This window comes from Nocardioides sp. NPDC101246 (genome assembly GCF_044767415.1).
Lineage (GTDB): Bacteria > Actinomycetota > Actinomycetes > Propionibacteriales > Nocardioidaceae > Nocardioides.
On the sequence record NZ_JBIWNX010000010.1, the window covers coordinates 23,278 to 41,238 of the forward strand.

General features: G+C 70.5%; 17 protein-coding genes. 4 read left to right on the forward strand and 13 right to left on the reverse strand.

The genetic code is table 11. From position 1 onward, the window contains the following. Positions 1 to 12: 12 nt before the first annotated feature. From ACIRON_RS18830 to ACIRON_RS18845, 4 genes are read right to left on the reverse strand one after another with little or no spacing between them, the layout of a single operon-like run. Positions 13 to 618, reverse strand: a complete 606-nt coding sequence (locus ACIRON_RS18830) for a lactate utilization protein C (RefSeq protein WP_402994313.1) — start codon at positions 616 to 618, stop codon at positions 13 to 15. Next, positions 615 to 2,042: a LutB/LldF family L-lactate oxidation iron-sulfur protein gene (locus tag ACIRON_RS18835; RefSeq protein WP_402994315.1), complete on the reverse strand. Its 1,428-nt coding sequence runs from the start codon at positions 2,040 to 2,042 to the stop codon at positions 615 to 617. The genes ACIRON_RS18830 and ACIRON_RS18835 overlap by 4 nt, the downstream gene beginning before the upstream one ends. Then, positions 2,039 to 2,794, reverse strand: coding sequence for a (Fe-S)-binding protein (locus tag ACIRON_RS18840; RefSeq protein WP_402994317.1), 756 nt, complete (start codon positions 2,792 to 2,794; stop codon positions 2,039 to 2,041). The genes ACIRON_RS18835 and ACIRON_RS18840 overlap by 4 nt, the downstream gene beginning before the upstream one ends. Further along, on the reverse strand, positions 2,785 to 3,735 hold the full coding sequence (locus tag ACIRON_RS18845; RefSeq protein WP_402994319.1) for an aldo/keto reductase: 951 nt from the start codon (positions 3,733 to 3,735) through the stop codon (positions 2,785 to 2,787). The genes ACIRON_RS18840 and ACIRON_RS18845 overlap by 10 nt, the downstream gene beginning before the upstream one ends. A 150-nt stretch (positions 3,736 to 3,885) precedes the next feature. Between ACIRON_RS18845 and ACIRON_RS18850 the strand changes: the two genes are divergently transcribed. The 4 genes from ACIRON_RS18850 to ACIRON_RS18865 are packed head-to-tail and all read left to right on the forward strand — an operon-like array spanning position 3,886 to position 7,226. Continuing rightward, a complete protein-coding gene (locus ACIRON_RS18850; protein ID WP_402994321.1) occupies positions 3,886 to 4,746 on the forward strand; it encodes a fumarylacetoacetate hydrolase family protein in 861 nt (286 codons plus the stop codon). Beyond that, a complete protein-coding gene (locus ACIRON_RS18855) occupies positions 4,743 to 5,510 on the forward strand; it encodes an SDR family NAD(P)-dependent oxidoreductase (RefSeq protein WP_402994323.1) in 768 nt (255 codons plus the stop codon). The genes ACIRON_RS18850 and ACIRON_RS18855 overlap by 4 nt, the downstream gene beginning before the upstream one ends. A 16-nt stretch (positions 5,511 to 5,526) precedes the next feature. Further along, the gene (locus tag ACIRON_RS18860; protein WP_402994325.1) at positions 5,527 to 6,249 is read left to right on the forward strand and encodes a FadR/GntR family transcriptional regulator; all 723 of its coding nucleotides are present in this window, start codon (positions 5,527 to 5,529) and stop codon (positions 6,247 to 6,249) included. Further along, positions 6,246 to 7,226, forward strand: coding sequence for a 2-hydroxyacid dehydrogenase (locus ACIRON_RS18865; RefSeq protein WP_402994327.1), 981 nt, complete (start codon positions 6,246 to 6,248; stop codon positions 7,224 to 7,226). Before ACIRON_RS18860 ends, ACIRON_RS18865 begins: the two co-directional genes overlap by 4 nt. Positions 7,227 to 7,275: 49 nt before the next feature. Here the strand turns inward: ACIRON_RS18865 and ACIRON_RS18870 are convergent, their stop codons facing one another. The 9 genes from ACIRON_RS18870 to ACIRON_RS18910 form a co-directional block, all read right to left on the reverse strand. Further along, positions 7,276 to 9,678, reverse strand: a complete 2,403-nt coding sequence (locus tag ACIRON_RS18870) for a glycosyl hydrolase family 95 catalytic domain-containing protein (RefSeq protein WP_402994329.1) — start codon at positions 9,676 to 9,678, stop codon at positions 7,276 to 7,278. 163 nt (positions 9,679 to 9,841) lie between these two features. Then, positions 9,842 to 10,723 carry an amidohydrolase family protein gene (locus ACIRON_RS18875; RefSeq protein ID WP_402994331.1) on the reverse strand — a complete coding sequence of 294 codons (882 nt, stop codon included), beginning with the start codon at positions 10,721 to 10,723 and terminating at the stop codon, positions 9,842 to 9,844. Then, entirely contained in the window at positions 10,720 to 12,033 is a 1,314-nt protein-coding gene (locus tag ACIRON_RS18880) for an L-fuconate dehydratase (protein WP_402994333.1), read from the reverse strand. Before ACIRON_RS18880 ends, ACIRON_RS18875 begins: the two co-directional genes overlap by 4 nt. Then, positions 12,030 to 12,509 carry a MaoC family dehydratase gene (locus ACIRON_RS18885; RefSeq protein WP_402994335.1) on the reverse strand — a complete coding sequence of 160 codons (480 nt, stop codon included), beginning with the start codon at positions 12,507 to 12,509 and terminating at the stop codon, positions 12,030 to 12,032. Before ACIRON_RS18885 ends, ACIRON_RS18880 begins: the two co-directional genes overlap by 4 nt. After that, a complete protein-coding gene (locus ACIRON_RS18890) occupies positions 12,506 to 13,675 on the reverse strand; it encodes an extracellular solute-binding protein (RefSeq protein ID WP_402994337.1) in 1,170 nt (389 codons plus the stop codon). The genes ACIRON_RS18885 and ACIRON_RS18890 overlap by 4 nt, the downstream gene beginning before the upstream one ends. After that, positions 13,672 to 14,820, reverse strand: a complete 1,149-nt coding sequence (locus ACIRON_RS18895; RefSeq protein WP_402994339.1) for a CaiB/BaiF CoA transferase family protein — start codon at positions 14,818 to 14,820, stop codon at positions 13,672 to 13,674. The genes ACIRON_RS18890 and ACIRON_RS18895 overlap by 4 nt, the downstream gene beginning before the upstream one ends. 72 nt (positions 14,821 to 14,892) lie before the next feature. Next, complete coding sequence (locus ACIRON_RS18900) at positions 14,893 to 15,993, reverse strand: Gfo/Idh/MocA family protein (RefSeq protein WP_402994341.1); 1,101 nt, start codon at positions 15,991 to 15,993, stop codon at positions 14,893 to 14,895. Continuing rightward, positions 15,993 to 16,943, reverse strand: a complete 951-nt coding sequence (locus ACIRON_RS18905; protein ID WP_402994343.1) for a carbohydrate ABC transporter permease — start codon at positions 16,941 to 16,943, stop codon at positions 15,993 to 15,995. The genes ACIRON_RS18900 and ACIRON_RS18905 overlap by 1 nt, the downstream gene beginning before the upstream one ends. Continuing rightward, positions 16,940 to 17,911: a carbohydrate ABC transporter permease gene (locus ACIRON_RS18910; protein ID WP_402994345.1), complete on the reverse strand. Its 972-nt coding sequence runs from the start codon at positions 17,909 to 17,911 to the stop codon at positions 16,940 to 16,942. Before ACIRON_RS18910 ends, ACIRON_RS18905 begins: the two co-directional genes overlap by 4 nt. Positions 17,912 to 17,961 lie beyond the last annotated feature (50 nt).

Genomic DNA, 17,961 nt, shown 5'->3' on the forward strand with positions numbered 1-17,961 from the left:
GATGTGATGTGGTCAGAGGTCGTCGACGAGGACGACGTGCAGGGTGCGCGGGCCGTGGACGCCCTCGACGCGGTCGAGCTCGATGTCGCTGGTCGCCGACGGGCCGCTGATCCAGGTCTGCGGGCTCGCCGGGTCGAGCCGGGTGACCGCCTGTGGGACGCCGGCCACGACCTGGGCGGCTCCGAGTACGCACACGTGCAGGTCCGGGACGAGGGTGAGCGCGCGACGCCCCTGGCCGGGGCCGTGGTCGAGCACGACCGTGCCGGTCTCGGCGATGCCGAGCGCGGCCGTGGAGACGACCGCGTCGATCGCGTCGAGCTCGGCGGCCGACTGCCCGGTGTCGTCGACGGACCCGGGGACCGGCCACGGCAGGCCCGGGGGTACGACGACGCTCCGGCCGGTGACCGCCCGAGCCAGCACCTCGGCGACCTCTGTCGCGCGGCACCGGGTGACCGTGGCACGGTAGTCCTCGACCCTCTCGACGAACCGGGCCAGCACGGCGGACCGGTCGAGGCCTTCGCCCACACCCCGGTAGCCGCGGGGCACCTCAGCAGTCGGGCGGGGCGTGTCGCCGATCGCCTGGCGGACTCGGCCCAGGATCTCCTCACGGGTGCTCATCGCTCATCTCCTCCGGTGCGGCGCCACCAGGCGCGGAAGGACTCGGCGGGCGCGTCCGGCAGGTCGCGGGCCTGCGTCCAGGGGCGTGCCCCGGCGCGGCGGGCAAGGCCGAGGCCGGCGCCGACGAGGCGCTCGGCGAGGCCGAGCCGGCGCCCGGACGCCAGCGTCGCCCCGGCGGCCTTCATCGCCACCGCCTCGGGCTTGGGTACGCCGCCTCGGTGGGCGTCGACGACCTGCGAGCGCAGCTCCACGAGCACCGAGGGGATGTCGATCCGCACGGGGCAGGCCTCGAAGCAGGCGCCGCACAGCGTCGAGGCATACGGCAGGGAGTCGGTCTGCTCGTCGTGCCCGACCCCCTTCAGCAGCGGGTTGAGGATGGCGCCGATCGGGCCCGGGTAGACCGAGCCGTACGCATGACCGCCGGTGCGCTCGTAGACCGGGCACACGTTGAGGCAGGCCGAGCAGCGGATGCAGCGCAGCGCCTGCCGGCCGACCTCGTCGGCCAGCGCGCGGGTGCGACCGTTGTCGAGCAGCACCACGTGCACCTCCTGCGGACCGTCGTCCGGGGTGACGCCTGACCACACCGAGGTGTAGGGGTTCATCCGCTCCCCGGTCGCCGAGCGCGGCAGGAGCTGGAGGAAGACGTCGAGGTCGTCCCAGGTCGGCAGGATCTTCTCGATGCCGACCACCGAGACCAGCACCTCGGGCAAGGTCAGGCACATCCGGCCGTTGCCCTCCGACTCGACCACCACGAGGGACCCGGTCTCAGCGACCGCGAAGTTGGCGCCCGAGACACCGACCTTGGCGCGCAGGAACTTCTCGCGCAGGTGCAGGCGCGCGGCCTCCGCGAGCCGCGCGGGCTCGTCGGTCAGGTCGTCAGGAGCGGGACGCCCGACCTCACCCATCGCGGAGGCGAAGATCTCGCGGATCTCGGCGCGGTTGCGGTGGATGGCGGGGACCAGGATGTGGGAGGGCAGGTCGTCGCCGAGCTGCACGATGAGCTCGGCGAGGTCGGTCTCCCAGGCGTCGATCCCGCGGGCGGCCAGCGCCTCGTTGAGACCGATCTCCTGGGTCGCCATCGACTTCACCTTCACCACCTCGGTGGCGTCGTGCGCGGCGGCGATGTCGCCGACGATGCGGCACGCCTCTCCTGCGTCGCTCGCCCAGTGGACGGTCGCGCCGGCCTTCGTGAGCGACTCCTCGAGACGTACCAGGTGCTCGTCGAGGTGCAGCAGCACGTTCTCCTTGATGGCCGCACCCGCCAGGCGCAGCTCCTCCCACTCCTCGACCTCGCCGACGACGGCGGCGCGCTTGGCGCGGATGGTGCCGGTGGCATGGGCGAGGTTGCGGCGCAGCTGGGAGTCGCCGACCGCCTCGCGCGCGGCCTTCGGGAACACCGGCATCCCGACGAACGTGCCGGTCACGAGGCGACCACCCGTGCGGGCGCAGGCTCGGTCTGGGCGAGCACGTCGGCCAGGTGCATGACGCGTACGCCGGCACGCTGCCGCGAGAGCAGGCCCCCGACGTGGGTCAGGCAGGACCGGTCACCGGCCACCAGCACCTCGGCGCCGGTCTCGCGTACATGCCGGGCCTTGTCGGAGCCCATGGCCACCGAGGTGTCGGAGTTCTTCATCGCGAAGGTGCCGCCGAAACCGCAGCACTCGTTCGCGCCGGGCAGGTCCGTCAGGTCGATCCCGCGGACGTGCCGGAGCAGCCGCAGCGGCCGGTCGCCGACCGCGAGCATCCGCAGCGAGTGGCAGGTCGGGTGGTAGGTCACCCGGTGCGGGAAGTAGGCACCCACGTCCTCGACACCGAGTACGTCCACGAGGAACTCGCTGAGCTCGTAGACCCGCTGGGACGTCTCGCGAGACGCCGTCCGCAGGCCCTCGTCGCCGCTGCGGCGCGCCACCAGGTCGTGCTGGTGCCGGGCCGATCCGGCGCACGAGCCCGACGGCGTCACGACGGCGTCGTAGCCCTCAAAAGCACGGACGAAGGAGCGCAGCACCGGCACGGCCTCGTCGAGGTAGCCGGTGTTGACCATCGGTTGACCGCAGCAGGTCTGGGCCTGAGGAAAGTCCACCTCGACGCCGAGGCGGCGCAGGAGCCGGACCACGTTGCGCCCGGTGTCGGGGAACAGGGCATCGTTGATGCAGGTGACCATGAGGGCTACGCGCACGACGGCACCAGCCCCTGGTCTGCCAGGTCGGTCCACAGCGCCTCGGGGACCGAGACGGCCAGCCGATCGAGGTTCTGCTTCACCTGCTCGGGCCGGCCGGCGCCGGCGACGATCGAGACGACCCGTGGGTCCTGCAACGGGTAGTGCAGGGCTGCAGTGGCGAGCTCGACGCCATGGGCGGTGCAGACCTCGGCGATGCGTACGGCCCGCTCGAGGATGTCGTCGGGGACCTCGCCGTAGTTGTACATCGCGCCCCGGCGAGGGGTGGTGGCGAGCAGGCCGCTGGAGAACACGGCCGCCGCGACGATCTTGGTGCCGTGCCGGTCGCACGCCTCGAGCAGGCCGTCGGCGACGGACTGGTCCAGGAGCGTGTAGCGGTTGGCGACCATGACCACGTCGGCGAGGCCGGTCTCGACCGTCGCGGTGAGCGCCGGGACCGACAGGGAGCCGGTCCCGATCGCGTCGACCAGGCCCTCCTCACGGAGCTTCGCCAGGCCGGCGAGCGCGGTCTCGACGGCAGCCGGGTCACCGGACAGCTCGGGGTCGTGCACGTAGAGGATGTCGACGCGGTCCAGACCGAGCCGGGTCAGCGACTCCTCCAGGCTGCGGCGTACGCCGTCGGCGGAGTAGTCGAGGACCCGGTGCGAGCTGGCCGGGACGGCGAAGCCCATGTCGTCCTGGGACTGCCCGTCCCAGGACGGGTTGGGCCGCACCAGCCGGCCGACCTTGGTCGAGACGACGAACTCCGAGCGTGGCCGCGTCGCCAGGAACCGCCCGATCCGCTCCTCCGACAGGCCCAGCCCGTAGTGGGGCGCGGTGTCGAAGTGACGCACCCCTGCCTGCCAGGCCGCATCGAGCGTGGCCCAGCAGTCCTCGTCCGTACGCGGCCGGAACAGGTTGCCCATCGGCGCACAGCCGAGTCCGAACAACGGGATCTCCATCCGTCCTCCTCACGCTCTGCCCCCGCGGTCGTCCGACCGCCAAGCCGAGGCTAGACATCTGATGTTTGGGCTGTCAATATGCATTGGTCGCCGCGTTTCGCGGCTCAGGTTCACCGATAGATCAGATTACTCACCGCTGGAGGCCACCGCATGAAGTTCGCCCGCCTGGGACCCGTCGGGAAGGAAACGCCAGTTCTCGTGCTCGAGGACGAGGTGCGCAGCCTGGCCGACCTCACGACCGACATCGACGCGGCCTTCTGGGCCTCCGACGGGCCGGCACGAGCCGCCGCCGCGCTCGCCGCGGGCGATCTCCCTCTCCTCGAGGGGGCCGACACGCTCCGCGTGGGCGCCCCGATCGGCAAGCCCGGCGCCATCGTCTGCATCGGCATGAACTACGCCGCCCACGCCGCCGAGTCCGGCTCGGAACCGCCCACGGTGCCGATCATCTTCTTCAAGACCCCCAACACGATCGCCGGGCCGAACGACGCCGTCACCATCCCGCGCAACAGCACCAAGACCGACTGGGAGGTGGAGCTCGGCGTCGTGATCGGCAAGCGCGCGTCCTACCTCGACTCCCCCGACCAGAGCCTGGAGCACGTCGCGGGCTTCGTGGTCGCCAACGACCTCTCCGAGCGCGAGTTCCAGCTCGAGGTCTCCGGTGGCCAGTGGAGCAAGGGCAAGATCGCCCCCGGCTTCAGCCCCGTCGGCCCCTGGGTCGTGACCCCCGACGAGGTGGAGCACCAGAAGCTGGGCCTGCGCTCCTTCGTCAACGGCGAGCCGCGACAGGACTCCGTCACCGCCGACCAGATCTTCGACGTCGCGACGGTGATCCACCACCTCAGCCAGTTCATGGTCCTCGACCCCGGCGACCTGATCATGACCGGCACCCCCGAGGGCGTCGCGCTCTCCGGCCGCTTCCCCTACATCCAGCCCGGCGACGTCGTCGAGATCGAGATCGACGGACTGGGCCGCCAGCGCCAGGAGTACGTCGCGTTCGGGAGCCAGGCATGAGCGCCCAGGCAACGCGCGAGCTCGACGGGCTCGTCGCCCTCGTCACCGGTGGCGCGTCCGGCATCGGTGCCGCCGTCGTCGAGGTCCTGCTCGAGCGCGGCGCCCAGGTCGCGGCCCTCGACCTCGACCCCGAGGGCATCAACCCCAAGGCTCTCGGCATCCGCGCCGACGTCACCGACGACGCGAGCATCCGGGCCGCGGTGGAGCAGGCGGTCGCCGACTTCGGCCGGCTCGACATCGTGGTCAACAACGCAGGCATCGGCGCCCAGGGCACCGTCGAGGACAACCCCGACGAGCAGTGGCACGCGGTCTTCGACGTCAACGTCCTCGGTGCCGTCCGGGTCTCGCGCGCCGCGCTCCCGCACCTTCGGCACTCCCCGGCCGCCACGATCGTGAACGTCGCCTCGGTGGCCGCCACGACGGGCATCCAGCAGCGTGCCCTCTACTCCGCGAGCAAGGGTGCGGTCCAGTCCCTGACCCAGGCCATGGCCGCCGACCACCTCCGGGAGGGCATCCGGGTGAACTGCGTGAACCCCGGGACCGCCGCGACCCCCTGGGTGCAGCGTCTGCTCGACTCGGCCGACGACCCCGAGGCCGAGCGTGCCGCCCTGGACGCGCGACAGCCGCACGGCCGGCTGGTCAGCGCGGACGAGGTCGCCCTCGCGGTCGCGTACCTGGCCAGCCCCTCGTCGGGGTCGACTGCCGGAGTGGCCCTTGCGGTCGACGGCGGCATGGCAACGTTACGGTTGCGACCGACCGAGTGAGAGGACCAGGATCCCGATGGCGCTGACCGACGAGGCGATCGAGAAGATCAAGGAGATGATCCTCGACGGCCGGCTGAAGCCGGGCGACCGTCTCCCGCGCGAGGCCGACCTGTCCACACAGCTCGGCATCTCCCGCAGCTCCCTGCGCGAGGCGGTGCGCGCGCTCTCGATGATGCGCATCCTCGACGTGCGCCAGGGCGACGGGACGTACGTCACCAGCCTGACGCCGGAGATCCTGCTGGAGACGATGGGCTTCGTCATCGACTTCCACCAGGACTCCAGCGTCCTGGACCTCTTCGAGGTACGCCGGGCACTGGAGCCGCTGGCCGCCGAGAAGGCGGCCCTGCAGATGCCCCCGGAGGAGACCGCCGACCTGCTCGCGCTGGTCGACGCCGTCACTCCTGAGACGGCGCTGGAGGAGGTCGTGGCCAACGACCTGGAGTTCCACCACCGCATCGCCCGCGCGTCGGGCAACACCGTGCTGTGCTCGTTCATCGACGGCGTCGCCAACCGCACCCAGCGGGCCCGGATCTGGCGCGGCGTGACCCAGCAGGACTCCTTCGATCAGACGCAGCGCGAGCACCGCGGCATCGCCCTGGCCATCGCGGACCGGCAGCCGAGCATCGCCGCCGCACTGTCCCTGGCCCACGTCGCGGGCATCGAGAACTGGATCCGCCGCAGCCTCGCGGAGGACCAGGAGAATGACCCGGCGAAGGACCAGGCGAAGGAGCAGGAGTGAACGAGCCGAACCAGGGCCGGCTGCACGTCAGCTTTCGACCCTCCGACCGCGCCCGCCAGGCGCTGGAGGCGCTGCCGGGGCCGGTGACCTGCGCCGCAGACCCTTCCGGGCAGAGCCGCGCGGAGCTGCTCTCGGACGTACGCGGGGCCGCCGCGCTCGTCTGCCTGCTGACCGACCGGATCGATGCCGAGCTGCTCGACGCGGCCGGCCCGTCGCTGCGCGTCGTGGCCAACATGGCGGTCGGTCACGACAACGTCGACGTCGCCGCCTGTGCGGCTCGCGGCATCACCGTGACCAACACCCCGGGGGTGCTCGACGAGGCGACCGCCGACCTCGCCTTCGCGCTGCTGCTCGCCACCTCCCGTCGCGTGGTGGAGGCCGACGCGTTCGTACGCAGCGGCGAGCCGTGGTCCTGGCGGCCGGACCTCTTCGTGGGTCTCGACGTCAGCAGCGGCGCGACCTTGGGCATCGTGGGCCTGGGCCGGATCGGGCTGGCGACGGCGCGGCGCGCCCGTGCCTTCGACATGCGCATCGTAGCGACCCCGTCCCGCTCCGCAGGCGAGGAGGCGGCACGCCTGGGCATCGAGACCCTGCCGCTGCCCGAGCTGCTGGCCGCCTCGGACGTCGTGTCGCTGCACTGTCCGCTGACCCCCGAGACCCGGCATCTCATCGGCGCCGAGGAGCTCCGGCAGATGGGACCGGGCTCGGTCCTCATCAACACCGCTCGCGGTCCCATCGTCGACGAGGCCGCTCTGGCTGCGGCGTTGGCCGACGGCACGATCGGCGCAGCGGGACTCGACGTCTTCGAGAACGAGCCGGCCGTGCATCCCGACCTGCTGGGGCTCCCCAACGTCGTCCTGCTGCCGCACATCGGCAGCGCCGGCCGCGCCACCCGCGACCGGATGGCGATGCTCGCGATCGACAACGCCCGCGCCGTGCTCGCCGGCGAGCCCGCGCCGACCCCGGTCCACCCGTAGACAGCCTCAGGCCGGCCGCGAACAACTCGCGGCCGGCCTGAGATGGTCCCTACTTCGGGACCACGGTGTAGGTGCTGCCGCGCCGGGTGCCGAACTCGACGACGTTCTCCTCCGGCCGCGAGACGTTCGTCCCCGCCACCTTGACCGGGTCCTGCGTACGCAGCCGGAGCCGGTTGCCGAGCAGCGACCGGATCCGGGCCACCTCGACCTTGCCGTCAGCCCACTTCAGGTCGACCTCGAAGCCACCGCGGGCGCGCAGGCCGCGGACCTTCCCCTGCGGCCAGGCCTCCGGGAGCGCGGCGAGCAGGAAGAGCTCACCGGAGTGGCTCTGCATGATCATCTCCGTGATCCCGGAGACGGCTCCGAAGTTCCCGTCGATCTGGAACGGCGGGTGCAGGTCGAAGAGGTTGGGCGCCGTCCGGGAGGGGTGCAGCATGTGCTGGACGTGGAGGTAGGCGTTCTCGGCCTCGAGCAGGCGCGCGCGGATGTTCATCTTCCACGCCAGCGACCACCCGGTGGTGATCGCCGGGCCGCGCAGCTCGAGCGCCTTGCGGGCGGCGTCGGCCAGCTCCGGCGTACGCAACGGGCTGATCTGGTCGGAGGGGAAGACACCCCACAGGTGGGAGACGTGGCGGCTGCGCTCCAGGGCAGCCTCCTCCCAGTCGATCAGCCACTCCTGCAGCTGGCCCAGGTAGCCGATCTGGTTGGGCGGCAGCTGGTCGCGCATCGCCACGGCCCGGGCGACGAGCGGGTCGTGCTTGCCGAGCGCGGCGGCCGCCTTCTCGAACGCGGTGAACAGATCGCGCAGGATCTGGCAGTCCATCGTCGGACCCGCGCAGATGCTGACCCCTTCGTCGTCCTGCTCGTGGTGCTTGATCTCGGGTGAGTGCGACGGGCAGGTGACCATGTAGCCGGACTGGTCGTCGCGCACCATCGTCTCGAGGAAGAACTCGACCGCGCCCCGCAGCGTCGGGAAGTGCTCGGCGAGGTTCGCCTTGTCGCCGGTGTACTCATAGCGCTCCCAGAACAGCAGCGAGAGCCAGGCGCCGCCCATCGGCCAGACCCCGTAGTAGGCGAAGTCGACCGGTGCGGTGCCCCGCCACCCGTCGGTGTTGTGGTGGGCGACCCAGCCCTTGTCCGAGCCCCACATCTGCTTGGCGGTGTTCCGCCCGACCTCGGCGAGCTCCTCGGTCATCGTGAACATCGGGTCCCAGCACTCGGCGAGGTTGGCCGGGCCGGCGGGCCAGTAGTTCATCTGGGCGTTGATGTTGAGGGTGTACTTCGACTGCCACTCGGGCTCCATCTTGTAGCTCCACAGGCCCTGCAGGTTGGCCGGCTGGCCCGGGGTCCGGGAGGACGAGATCAGCAGGTAGCGCCCGAACTGGTACCACAGCGCCGCCAGCTGCGGGTCGCCGCCGGCACGGAACGCCGCCACCCGTTCGTCGGTCGGCTTCTCGATCGCCGCGGAGGTGCCGAGGTCGATGTCGACCCGGCCGAAGAGCTTCTGATAGTCCCGCACGTGCGCCGAACGCAGCTGGCCGTAGCCGCGCCCGGTGGCCGCCTCGAGGGGCTTCTCCGCGCGGCGTACGTGGTCCGCGTTGACGTCGGCGTAGTTGCGGTAGCTGGTCGCCATCGTGACCAGCAGCGTCACCGAGGTGGCGTTGCGCACGCGCAGCTGGGTGTCGGCGCACTGGACCGTCCCGCCGTCGGTCTCGGCGCGGACGAGGCTGATGAAACGGACCGCGCCCTCCATCCCCTCCGTGGCCCCGCTGATGCCCTCCAGAGCGAGCGTCCGCGCATCGTGGGGCTGCACGTCGCTCTGCTGCGGCGATTGGAAGGTGGCGTTGAACGAGACCTTCTCGGCCTGGTCGGCGGTGAGGCGGACGACCATCACCTGGTCCGGGTGGCTGACGAACGACTCGCGGCGGTAGCGCACGCCGCCGACCTCGAACTCCGAGATCGCGGTCGCGGTCCGCAGGTCGAGCGAGCGGCGGTAGGTCGTGGGCTCGCCGTCGAGGCCGAGGAACTCGAGCAGCAGGTCACCGACCGGCTGGTAGAAGGCCTGCTCGCTGGGACGCCCCATGAACTCCTTGTCGGCCAGACGCTGGGCACCCACCCAGTTGTCCTCGAAGATCATCCTGCGGATCTCGGGGAGCGCCTCGGCTCCACCAGGCGGGTCATAGCTGTGCGGATGACCGGCCCAGACCGAGTCCTCGTTCAGCATCAGCTTCTCGCTGGCCACCCCACCGAAGACCATCGCGCCCATCCGGCCGTTGCCGATCGCCAGCGCCTGGAGCCACTCCGCGGCCGGCTGGCGGTACCACAGCTCGAGCGGGTTGGTCTCCGGCTCGTCGGCGGCCGCGGCCGCCTGGGTCACGACCGGCTGCACCAGCGCGCCGCCGGCCACCGCCGAGGCGGCCTGCAGCACCCGTCGTCTCGTGAAGTCCACCATCAGCTTCCTCCTGACTCACGCCCCGGTTGGGGCAAACATCGGTTGTTTCAATGTAATAGACATCACACGTCATGTCGATGGTTGCCGAGATTCAGGGCTGATTTGACCGATATCGGCCTTGCTGATCAATCAGGACGAAGCAAATGATCTGATCTCTGATGGGTCAGAGAGCTTCTCGAGCCGACGCCTCCGCGGCGGCGAGCCGTTGCTCGTCGAGGCCGTAGAAGCGGCGTGCGCTGCCGGCGTAGATCTCCTCGCGCTCCTGGCTCGACAGACCGGCCAAGGCGCCCCGGAGCCCGGCGAAGACTCGCTCGTAGCCTCTCGCGGCGGTGGAGATCGGCCAGTCGCCGCCGTACATCAGCCGGCTCGGGCCGAACACCTCGACGGCCCGGTCGACGAAGGGCCGGAGGTCGGCCACGGTCCAGGTGTCCGGGGCGGCCCCCGGATAGAGCCCGGAGATCTTGCCGAACACGTGCGGGTTCGACGCCGCCCGCTCGATGAGGCTCCACCACGGCTCGCGCTCGTCCTCCCCGATCGGTGGCTTGGAGAGGTGGTCGACCACGATCCGCAGATCGGGGTGGCGTTCGGAGAGCGTCGCGACGTGCTCGAGGTGGCGTGGCAGCACCGAGACGTGGTCGTAGGTGAGCCCGAGCCGTTCCAGCAGCCCGAGCCCCTCGGCGACGTCCGGACGCAGGATCCAGTCGGGGTCGGGGATGTTGTGGATCAGGTTGCGTACGCCGACCACCCGATCGTCCCCCCGCAGCGACTCCAGCCGCTCGGCGGCCACGTCCGGCCGGTCCAGCGGCACGTAGACGACGATCCCCACGACCTCGGGATGCCGGTCGGCGACCTCGATCATCAGGTCGGTGTCACCGTCGTGGTCGTCGGACTGGACCAGCACGGTCGCGTCCACTCCCTGCGCCCGCAGCTGCGGCCGGACCTCCTCGAAGGTGAACGTGCGGTTGTACTCGGGCACGTCGGGACCGAGCCAGGGATAGGGCGAGCGGGTGAGGTCCCAGACGTGCTGGTGACTGTCGATGATCACCCGAGGGCCTCCTCGCGGGAAGCCCAGTAGCTGCCGTTCGGATAGGCGTACGTCGCCACCGACTCGGGATGCATCTGCGCGCTGTAGCCCGGCAAGGCCGGCAGCCGGTAGGCGCCGTCCTCGACGATGCACGGGTCCGTGAAGTGCTCGTGGAGATGGTCGACGTACTCGGTGACCCGGTCCTCGAGCGTGCCCGAGACGGCGACGTAGTCGAAGACGGACAGGTGCTGGACGAGTTCGCACAGACCCACGCCGCCGGCGTGGGGACAGACCGGCACGCCGTACTTCTGGGCCATCAGATAGACCGCGAGGATCTCGTTGATGCTCGCCAGCCGCGCGGAGTCGAGCTGGCAGAAGTCGATGGCCTCCGCCTGGAACATCTGCTTGAACAGCACCCGGTTCATGCCGTGCTCACCGGTGGCCACCCCGATCGGGGCCACCGCCTTGCGTACGGCGGCATGGCCGAGGATGTCGTCGGGGCTGGTCGGCTCCTCGATCCACCACGGCTCGAACCGCGCCAGCGCCTTGACCCACTCGATGGCCTGTGGCACGTCCCAGACCTGGTTGGCGTCGATCATCAGCTTCGCGTCCCAGCCGATCACCTCCCGCGCGATCTCGCAGCGCCGGATGTCGTCCTCGAGGTTCGCACCGACCTTCAGCTTGATGTGCCGATAGCCGGACTCGACCGCCTCGGTGGCCAGCCTGCGCAGCTTGTCGTCCGAGTAGCCCAGCCAGCCGGCAGAGGTGGTGTAGCAGGGGTAGCCGGTCTCCTCCAGGTGCCGGATCCGCTCCTCACGGAGGGGGACGCCGGCGCGGAGGATCTCCAGGGCCTCCTCCCGGGTGAGGGCGTCGCTCAGATAGCTCAGGTCGGCGACGTCGACCAGCTCCTCGGGACTCATCTCGGCCAGCAGCCGCCACAGCGGCTTGCCCGCCTCCCGGGCAGCCAGGTCCCAGACCGCGTTCATCACGGCGGCGAGAGCCAGGTGCTCGACCCCCTTGTCCGGGCCCAGCCAGCGCAGCTGGGAGTCCGAGGCGAGATCTCGGTAGACCCCGCCCAGGTCACCCACCACGTCGCCGACATCGCGCCCGACCAGCGGCTCACCGCGGCGCTGAGCCGCCAGGGTGCAGATGTCGTTGCCGCGCCCGATGGTGAAGGTGAAGCCGAAGCCGGACAGCTCCGGGTCGTCGGTGCTCACCACGACGTACGTGGCCGAGTAGTCACCGTCCTTGTTCATGGCGTCGGATCCGTCCATCGACACAGAGGTCGGGAAGCGGACATCGGTGACATCGACGGCGGTGATACGGGTCACGAGGGATCCTCCTGTGCGGATGGGTGGCCGTTGCGCTTGTTGACGAGGTAGAGGTGGGTCAGCACCAGCACCGTCTCGGCACGCTGATTGGTCACGGTGACGAGCTCGTGGACGTAGCCGAACTCGTCCGGCTTCTTCCGGTGCTCCGTCGTCTCGGTGATCTCGGCGGTGACGGTGATGGTGTCGCCGATGAACACCGGGCCGATGAACCGGATCCGGTCGTAGCCGTAGGACATCGACCGTGGGTTGATGTCGGTGGCGGTCATCCCGACAGCCACGGAGAGGATCAGCGTCCCGTGCGCGATCCGCTGTCCCGCCGGCTGGGTGGCCATCCACTCCGCATCCATGTGATGCGGGAAGAAGTCGCCCGTCTGGCCGGCGTGCAGGACGATGTCGGCCTCGGTGATCGTACGTCCCAGGGTGGTCCTGGACTCCCCGACCACGTAGTCCTCGAACCAGCGTTCCTCGACATTCACCGGGATGCTCCTTCCTCGACGCCGTAGGCGTCGGCTTCCACGACGAGCAGGCGCTCGGCGAGCTCACCGGCCCGGCGGACCAGCTCGGCGTCGGTCATCCGGCCGGCCAGCGCCTCGGTCACCCACGGCGAGACGGTGTCCTGGAACTCCATGTAACCGGCGGTACGCGGCCGCACCCAAGCGCCCTCGAGGGTCGCCCGGGTGCCACGGAAGAAGTCCCAGGAGTCCTCGTTGAGCCGGTCGTCGTCCCACGACGAGGCGTAGCCGGGCTGGCCACCGGCGTCGTAGTAGATGCCCGACTGAACCTCCGGCGAGGCCACCCACAGTGCGTACGCGCGGGCGGCGTCGAGATCTCTCGACCGGGCCGAGACGGCCACGCCGGCGCCCCCGAGCTGCGAGCCGGCCACTCCTCGGGGACCGGAGGGCATGTCGACGTACCTGAGGCGGTGCAGCCGGAAGCCGACCCGGGAGTAGTTGGTGTAGCCGTACATCAACGGCGCGTACGCCCACGGCTCGGCCGTGTCACCGGCCAGCGCCTCGGCGACCTCGATCGGGTTCGCAGTCAGGCACCACGAGGGAATCCGGTCGCAGAGCCGGTGCATGAGGTCGAGCACGCCCAGCGCGGCCTCCTCGGGCAGGAAGCTTCCGGGCTCGGCGTTGACCGGCGTCCCCCGGTTGGCCGCCAGGGTGCACAGGGTCGAGTAGGCGTCGATCGGCTTGGCCGGCCAGAGCACCCTGCCCTCGGCGGCCAGGTCGAGCACCTCCTCCCACGTCGTGGGCGGTGCCGGCAGACGGTCCGGACGGTAGGCGGCCACCTGTGCTGCGGCGTCGGTGGCCAGGCCGTACTGATGCCCTTGGAAGCGGTACGAGGCATGGCTGCTGCCCACCGCATCGGCGGCCAGGGCGGCCAGCTGGTCGTCGTACCCGGCGCCGTCCAGAGGTGCCAGGGCCCCTTCCGTCGCCGCCAGGGGCACATGGGGGTGGTCGATGACCAGCAGGTCGAAGCGCTCGGCCAGCTCACCCAGCGGCGCGTCGGCGAACGCCTGCAGGGAGCGGTACTCCCAGCGCACCTCGATCCCGGTCCGGCGTGCGTACTCCCGGGCTGCCGCGACCTGGCAGTCGTAGCCGCGCGGGTGCTCCCAGGTCATGCCGTGCAGGACGGTCATCGGTCCCCCTCCAGGTCGTGCTCGCCCAGGCGCGGAGCCGGGCGCGGATTGGTCAGCCGCTCGCCGTCGATGCGGATCGGGCTGCGGGTGGTCGTCAGGGTGAGGCCGTCGCGACGGACCTGCTGGGTCATCGCGATGGCCTCGAAGCCCTTGTGCTCCACGAGCTCGGAGAGGGTGAGCACCGGGGCGCACCACACGTCCTCGGCATCCAGGACGGCCAGCCAGGCGTCCCGGGTGTCGCCCCGAAGACGCTCGCCGATCGCCTCCTCGACCTCCGACTGCCGGTCCCACCACGTCTGCGGGTCGGTCATCGCCTCCAGCTCGGGGAGCCCGAGCAGCCGCCCGATGACGGGCACGGGGTTCATCGCGATCGCGAGGTAGCCGTCGCTCGTCGGGTAGATGCCGTAGGGAGCGGAGAGGAAGGCGTGGGCCGAGCGCGGCCCCTTGCGGCGTACCTCGACCGTCGGGTCGTTGAGCCTCGTCGTCAGCAGCTCGAACTCCAGGTCCAGCAGCGACTCCATCAGGCTCGTCTCGGTCAGCCCGCCCTTCCCGGTCCGGAACCGTCGGACCAGCAGGGCGGTGATGCCCTGGGCCAGGTGACAGCTGGCGAGGTGGTCGGCCACCGCCAGCCCGACGGGGACCGGCGGATCGTCCGCCGACCCGTTGAGCCAGGGCAGACCGGCGATCGCCTGGGCGAGCAGGTCCTGGCCGGGGCGGTCCTGGAACGGGCCGACGCCGCCGTACCCGGTCACGCTGCCGTAGACGATGCTCGGGTTGAGCGCCCGGACGGACTCGTAGTCGAGTCCGATCCGCTCCATCACCCCGGGGCGGAAGTTCTGGACGATCACGTCGGCTCCCGCGACCAGTCCGCGTACGCGCTCGAGGTCGGCGGGATCCTTCAGATCGGCCGTCACGCTCTCCTTGTTCCGGTTCATCGCGTGGAAGGAGAGGCTGTCGCCGTTCACCGTCCGCCCGGCGAAGGCCAGGCTCCGGCCCGCATCTCCCCCAGCGGGTCGCTCGATCTTGATGACCCGGGCGCCGAGGTCAGCGAGCCTCAGCGCCGCCACGGGGCCGGCCAGGAACTGGCTGAAGTCCAGGACCGTGACGCCCTCCAGGGGCAGCTCGGAGGCGCGGTTGAGTGTCATCGGGGTTCCTTTCGACAGAGCGGACCAGAGCGGACCACGGCGAACCAGGGCGAACCAGGCGGGGACGGGTGGCTACTGGTCATAGGGCGGCGGCGTTCCACCGCGGGCTGCGTCCGTGTACGCCGCCTCGACGACCGCCATGGTGCGGAAGACGTCCTCGACCCCGGTGGGCAGCGACGGGATCGACCCCTCGAGAAAGCGCTGGACCACGGCCATGGAGCCGATGAAGGCGTCGGGGAACCAGGACCCCTCGAACGGCACCGGCCGCCAGCCATCCTCGAGCCGATCGTCGGTGACCAGCTCGAGGGAGTCCTCGCCACCGCGCGGGTAGTCCAGCAGCAGGCCGAGCTGTGCCCGGATGGCGCCGCGGGTGCCCTCCCACTTGACGAAGGACTCCTCGTGCCGGGGTCCGTAGTGGTGGTCGTGGTTGGTGGAGACGACGACCCTGATCGGTCGCTCTGCGTAGCTCAGCGCGATGTCGGAGCGGCTGTTGGCGTGCGACTTCTCGGGGTGGCGCACGGTGACGGCGTGCACGCCGGTCGGGTCTCCCAGGAAGGAGCGCACCAGATCCAGGTAGTGGACGCTGTGCATGTTGATCTCGAGCCGGTCCAGGTCGAGTACGTAGGGGAACATCTCCCACGGGGTCCGCACCGAGACCCGGACCTCCATGTCGTAGAGCTCCCCGATCGTGCCGGCGGCGATGAGCTCGCGAGCAGCGACGACGTACGGCGCGAACCGGAGCTGGGTGTTGACCGCCGCCACCAGGCCCTTGCGCCGGCACACCTCACGGGTGCGGACCCCTTCGGCCAGGTGGTTCCCCAAGGGCTTCTGCAGCAGGACGGCTGCCCCGTCGGGCAGCTGCTCGAGAACCTCGACGTGTGCCTCGGGCGGAAGGGCGACGTCGTAGACCGCGTCGGCCGGTGCCGACCGGACCGCGTCCGCGACGCTCTCGTGCACGGCGCCGATGTCGTAGCGTCCGGCGAGCTCGCGCGCCCGCTCGGGGACGAGGTCGGTGATGCTGGCGACCTCGAACCCCGCCTTCGCGTACGCCGGCAGGTGAGCGTCCCGGACGATCCCGCCGGCGCCCACGAGCACGATCGGACGCGGCGTCGCCGGCATCTCGGCCGAGTAGCCGGGGTGCGGGTCGAGCTCCGGTGGCGGGTGCGGGGCCATCAGCCCTTCACCGCACCCATCGTCTCGCCACGCATCAGGAACTTCTGCGCGCCGAGGAAGACGATCAGCAGCGGCAGCATCGAGATGAAGGTCGCCAGGGCCAGCTGCGGCATGTAGAGCTTCACGTCCAGCCCTGCGGCGACGGTCGGGTTGAACAACGGGCTGGCGCCGATCAGCTGCTGCAGCCCGACGGGGAGGGTCTGGTTGTTCTGGTTGGAGGAGAGCAGCGCCAGCGGCAGGAAGAAGTTGATCCAGTTGGCGACGAAGGCGAAGAAGCCGACCAGCACCGCGGCCTGGCGGGAGATCGGGAGCGCGACCCGCCAGAAGATCGACACCTCGCCGAGACCGTCGATCCGGGCTGCCTCGACGAGCTCCTGGGGCATCGTGGTCATGAAGTGGATGTAGGCCAGGTAGACCCCGAACGGGAAGAAGCCCATGATCAGCCCCACCGGCCAGAGCTCGCCGACCGCGCCGATGGCATTCACTTCGAGGAAGATCGGGATGACCAGCACGGTGTTCGGCATCACCATCGTGATCAGGGTGATCAGGAGGACGGCCCGGCGGGCGCGGAACCGGAGCCGGGCCAGCGCGTATCCCGCCGGCAGCGCGGCGATGACAGCCAGCAGGGCGCCCCCGCCGGCCACGGCGAGCGTGTTCAACAGCCAGCGGGTGTACAGCCCACCGCCGCCGGGTCCGAACCCGTTGACCTGCGACCAGCTGTACTGGGCGTTGTCCCACGACATGTCGCCGAAGCCGAACGGTCCGCCCGCCCCGGCTGCGACACCCTCGTTGGACCGGAACGCCATCGCGATGAAGCCGGTGATCGGCAGGATGAACATGCAGGCGACGAACAGCATGGTGACGACGCGCGCGGTCTTGCCGACGCTCCAGTCGAACATGCCTCGCTTCGCCCCGGGCGCGCGGCGCCCGGCCACGGTGGTCTGGCTCATCGGTGCTCCTCCTCGCCGAACAGGCCGGTCCGGAAGACGACCAGCAGGCCGATCCCCAGCGTGATCACGAGCAGGATCAGCGACATCGCGGCGGCTGCGGGGAAGTTGTAGTTGCTGAAGGCGAAGGCGTACCCCAGCTGGGTGGGCGTCCAATGATCGTCCAGTGCGTTGCTGGCGACCTGGTCGAGCAGCTGTGGCTCGAGGAACAGCTGGAACCCGTAGGCGAGGTTCATCAGCACCGCGTACCCGATCCACGGCCGGATGATCGGCAGCTTCACGTGCCAGGCCAGCCGCCATTCGTTGGCGCCGTCGAGCCGCGCTGCCTCGAGCGTCTCCTCCGAGATCCCGTTGAGGCCGCCGTTGACCACGATGACCCACTGACCGACGCCCTGGAAGAACATCATCACGGCCAGGATGAACGGCAGGTTCCCGGGCCCGGCGACCGCCTGCTTGATGGTGTCGATGCCCAGCGCCTGCCAGAACCCCTCGATCGGGGACTGGCTCGGGTTGAGCAGGTAGACCCAGAGCACCAGGTTGGCGACGCCCGCCAGAGCCCCGGGGATGTAGTAGATGAACCGCATCGACGACCCGAACCATCCGGGACTGGCGTGGACCAGCAGAGCCAGCCCGACGATGCCGATGGTCATGATCGGAAGCCAGACCACCAGGGTCGCGAAGATGTTGACGAACGTGTCGACGAACCGGTAGTCGGTGATGACCGTCCTGAAGCTGTCCACGCCCCCGAAACCCCCGGTGGGGTCCAGCGGCGTCGGCGCCTTCTCCAGCGATGTCTTCACCGCGTACGCGACCGGGATGATGCCCGCGATCATCAGCAGGACGAGGTACGGCGCCATCAGCACCCAGGCGCCACGCGTCTCGCTGGGCCGCGCCACGCGTCGTCGGGGACGACGCCGCGCGCCCGGTTCAGGCGGCGAGGTGGCGATGTCCTCCATCAAGGCGGTCGACATGTTGCTCCTCCGATGTGTCCGGGCCACCGTGAGGCCCCGATCTGACTGGG

Coding starts and splice junctions, on each gene's coding strand:
- ACIRON_RS18830 (WP_402994313.1), bottom strand. CDS start 618: ATGAGCACCCGTGAGGAGATCCTGGGCCGAGTCCGCCAGGCGATCGGC.
- ACIRON_RS18845 (WP_402994319.1), bottom strand. CDS start 3,735: ATGGAGATCCCGTTGTTCGGACTCGGCTGTGCGCCGATGGGCAACCTG.
- ACIRON_RS18850 (WP_402994321.1), top strand. CDS start 3,886: ATGAAGTTCGCCCGCCTGGGACCCGTCGGGAAGGAAACGCCAGTTCTC.
- ACIRON_RS18855 (WP_402994323.1), top strand. CDS start 4,743: ATGAGCGCCCAGGCAACGCGCGAGCTCGACGGGCTCGTCGCCCTCGTC.
- ACIRON_RS18860 (WP_402994325.1), top strand. CDS start 5,527: ATGGCGCTGACCGACGAGGCGATCGAGAAGATCAAGGAGATGATCCTC.
- ACIRON_RS18870 (WP_402994329.1), bottom strand. CDS start 9,678: ATGGTGGACTTCACGAGACGACGGGTGCTGCAGGCCGCCTCGGCGGTG.
- ACIRON_RS18890 (WP_402994337.1), bottom strand. CDS start 13,675: ATGACCGTCCTGCACGGCATGACCTGGGAGCACCCGCGCGGCTACGAC.
- ACIRON_RS18895 (WP_402994339.1), bottom strand. CDS start 14,820: ATGACACTCAACCGCGCCTCCGAGCTGCCCCTGGAGGGCGTCACGGTC.
- ACIRON_RS18900 (WP_402994341.1), bottom strand. CDS start 15,993: ATGGCCCCGCACCCGCCACCGGAGCTCGACCCGCACCCCGGCTACTCG.
- ACIRON_RS18905 (WP_402994343.1), bottom strand. CDS start 16,943: ATGAGCCAGACCACCGTGGCCGGGCGCCGCGCGCCCGGGGCGAAGCGA.
- ACIRON_RS18910 (WP_402994345.1), bottom strand. CDS start 17,911: ATGTCGACCGCCTTGATGGAGGACATCGCCACCTCGCCGCCTGAACCG.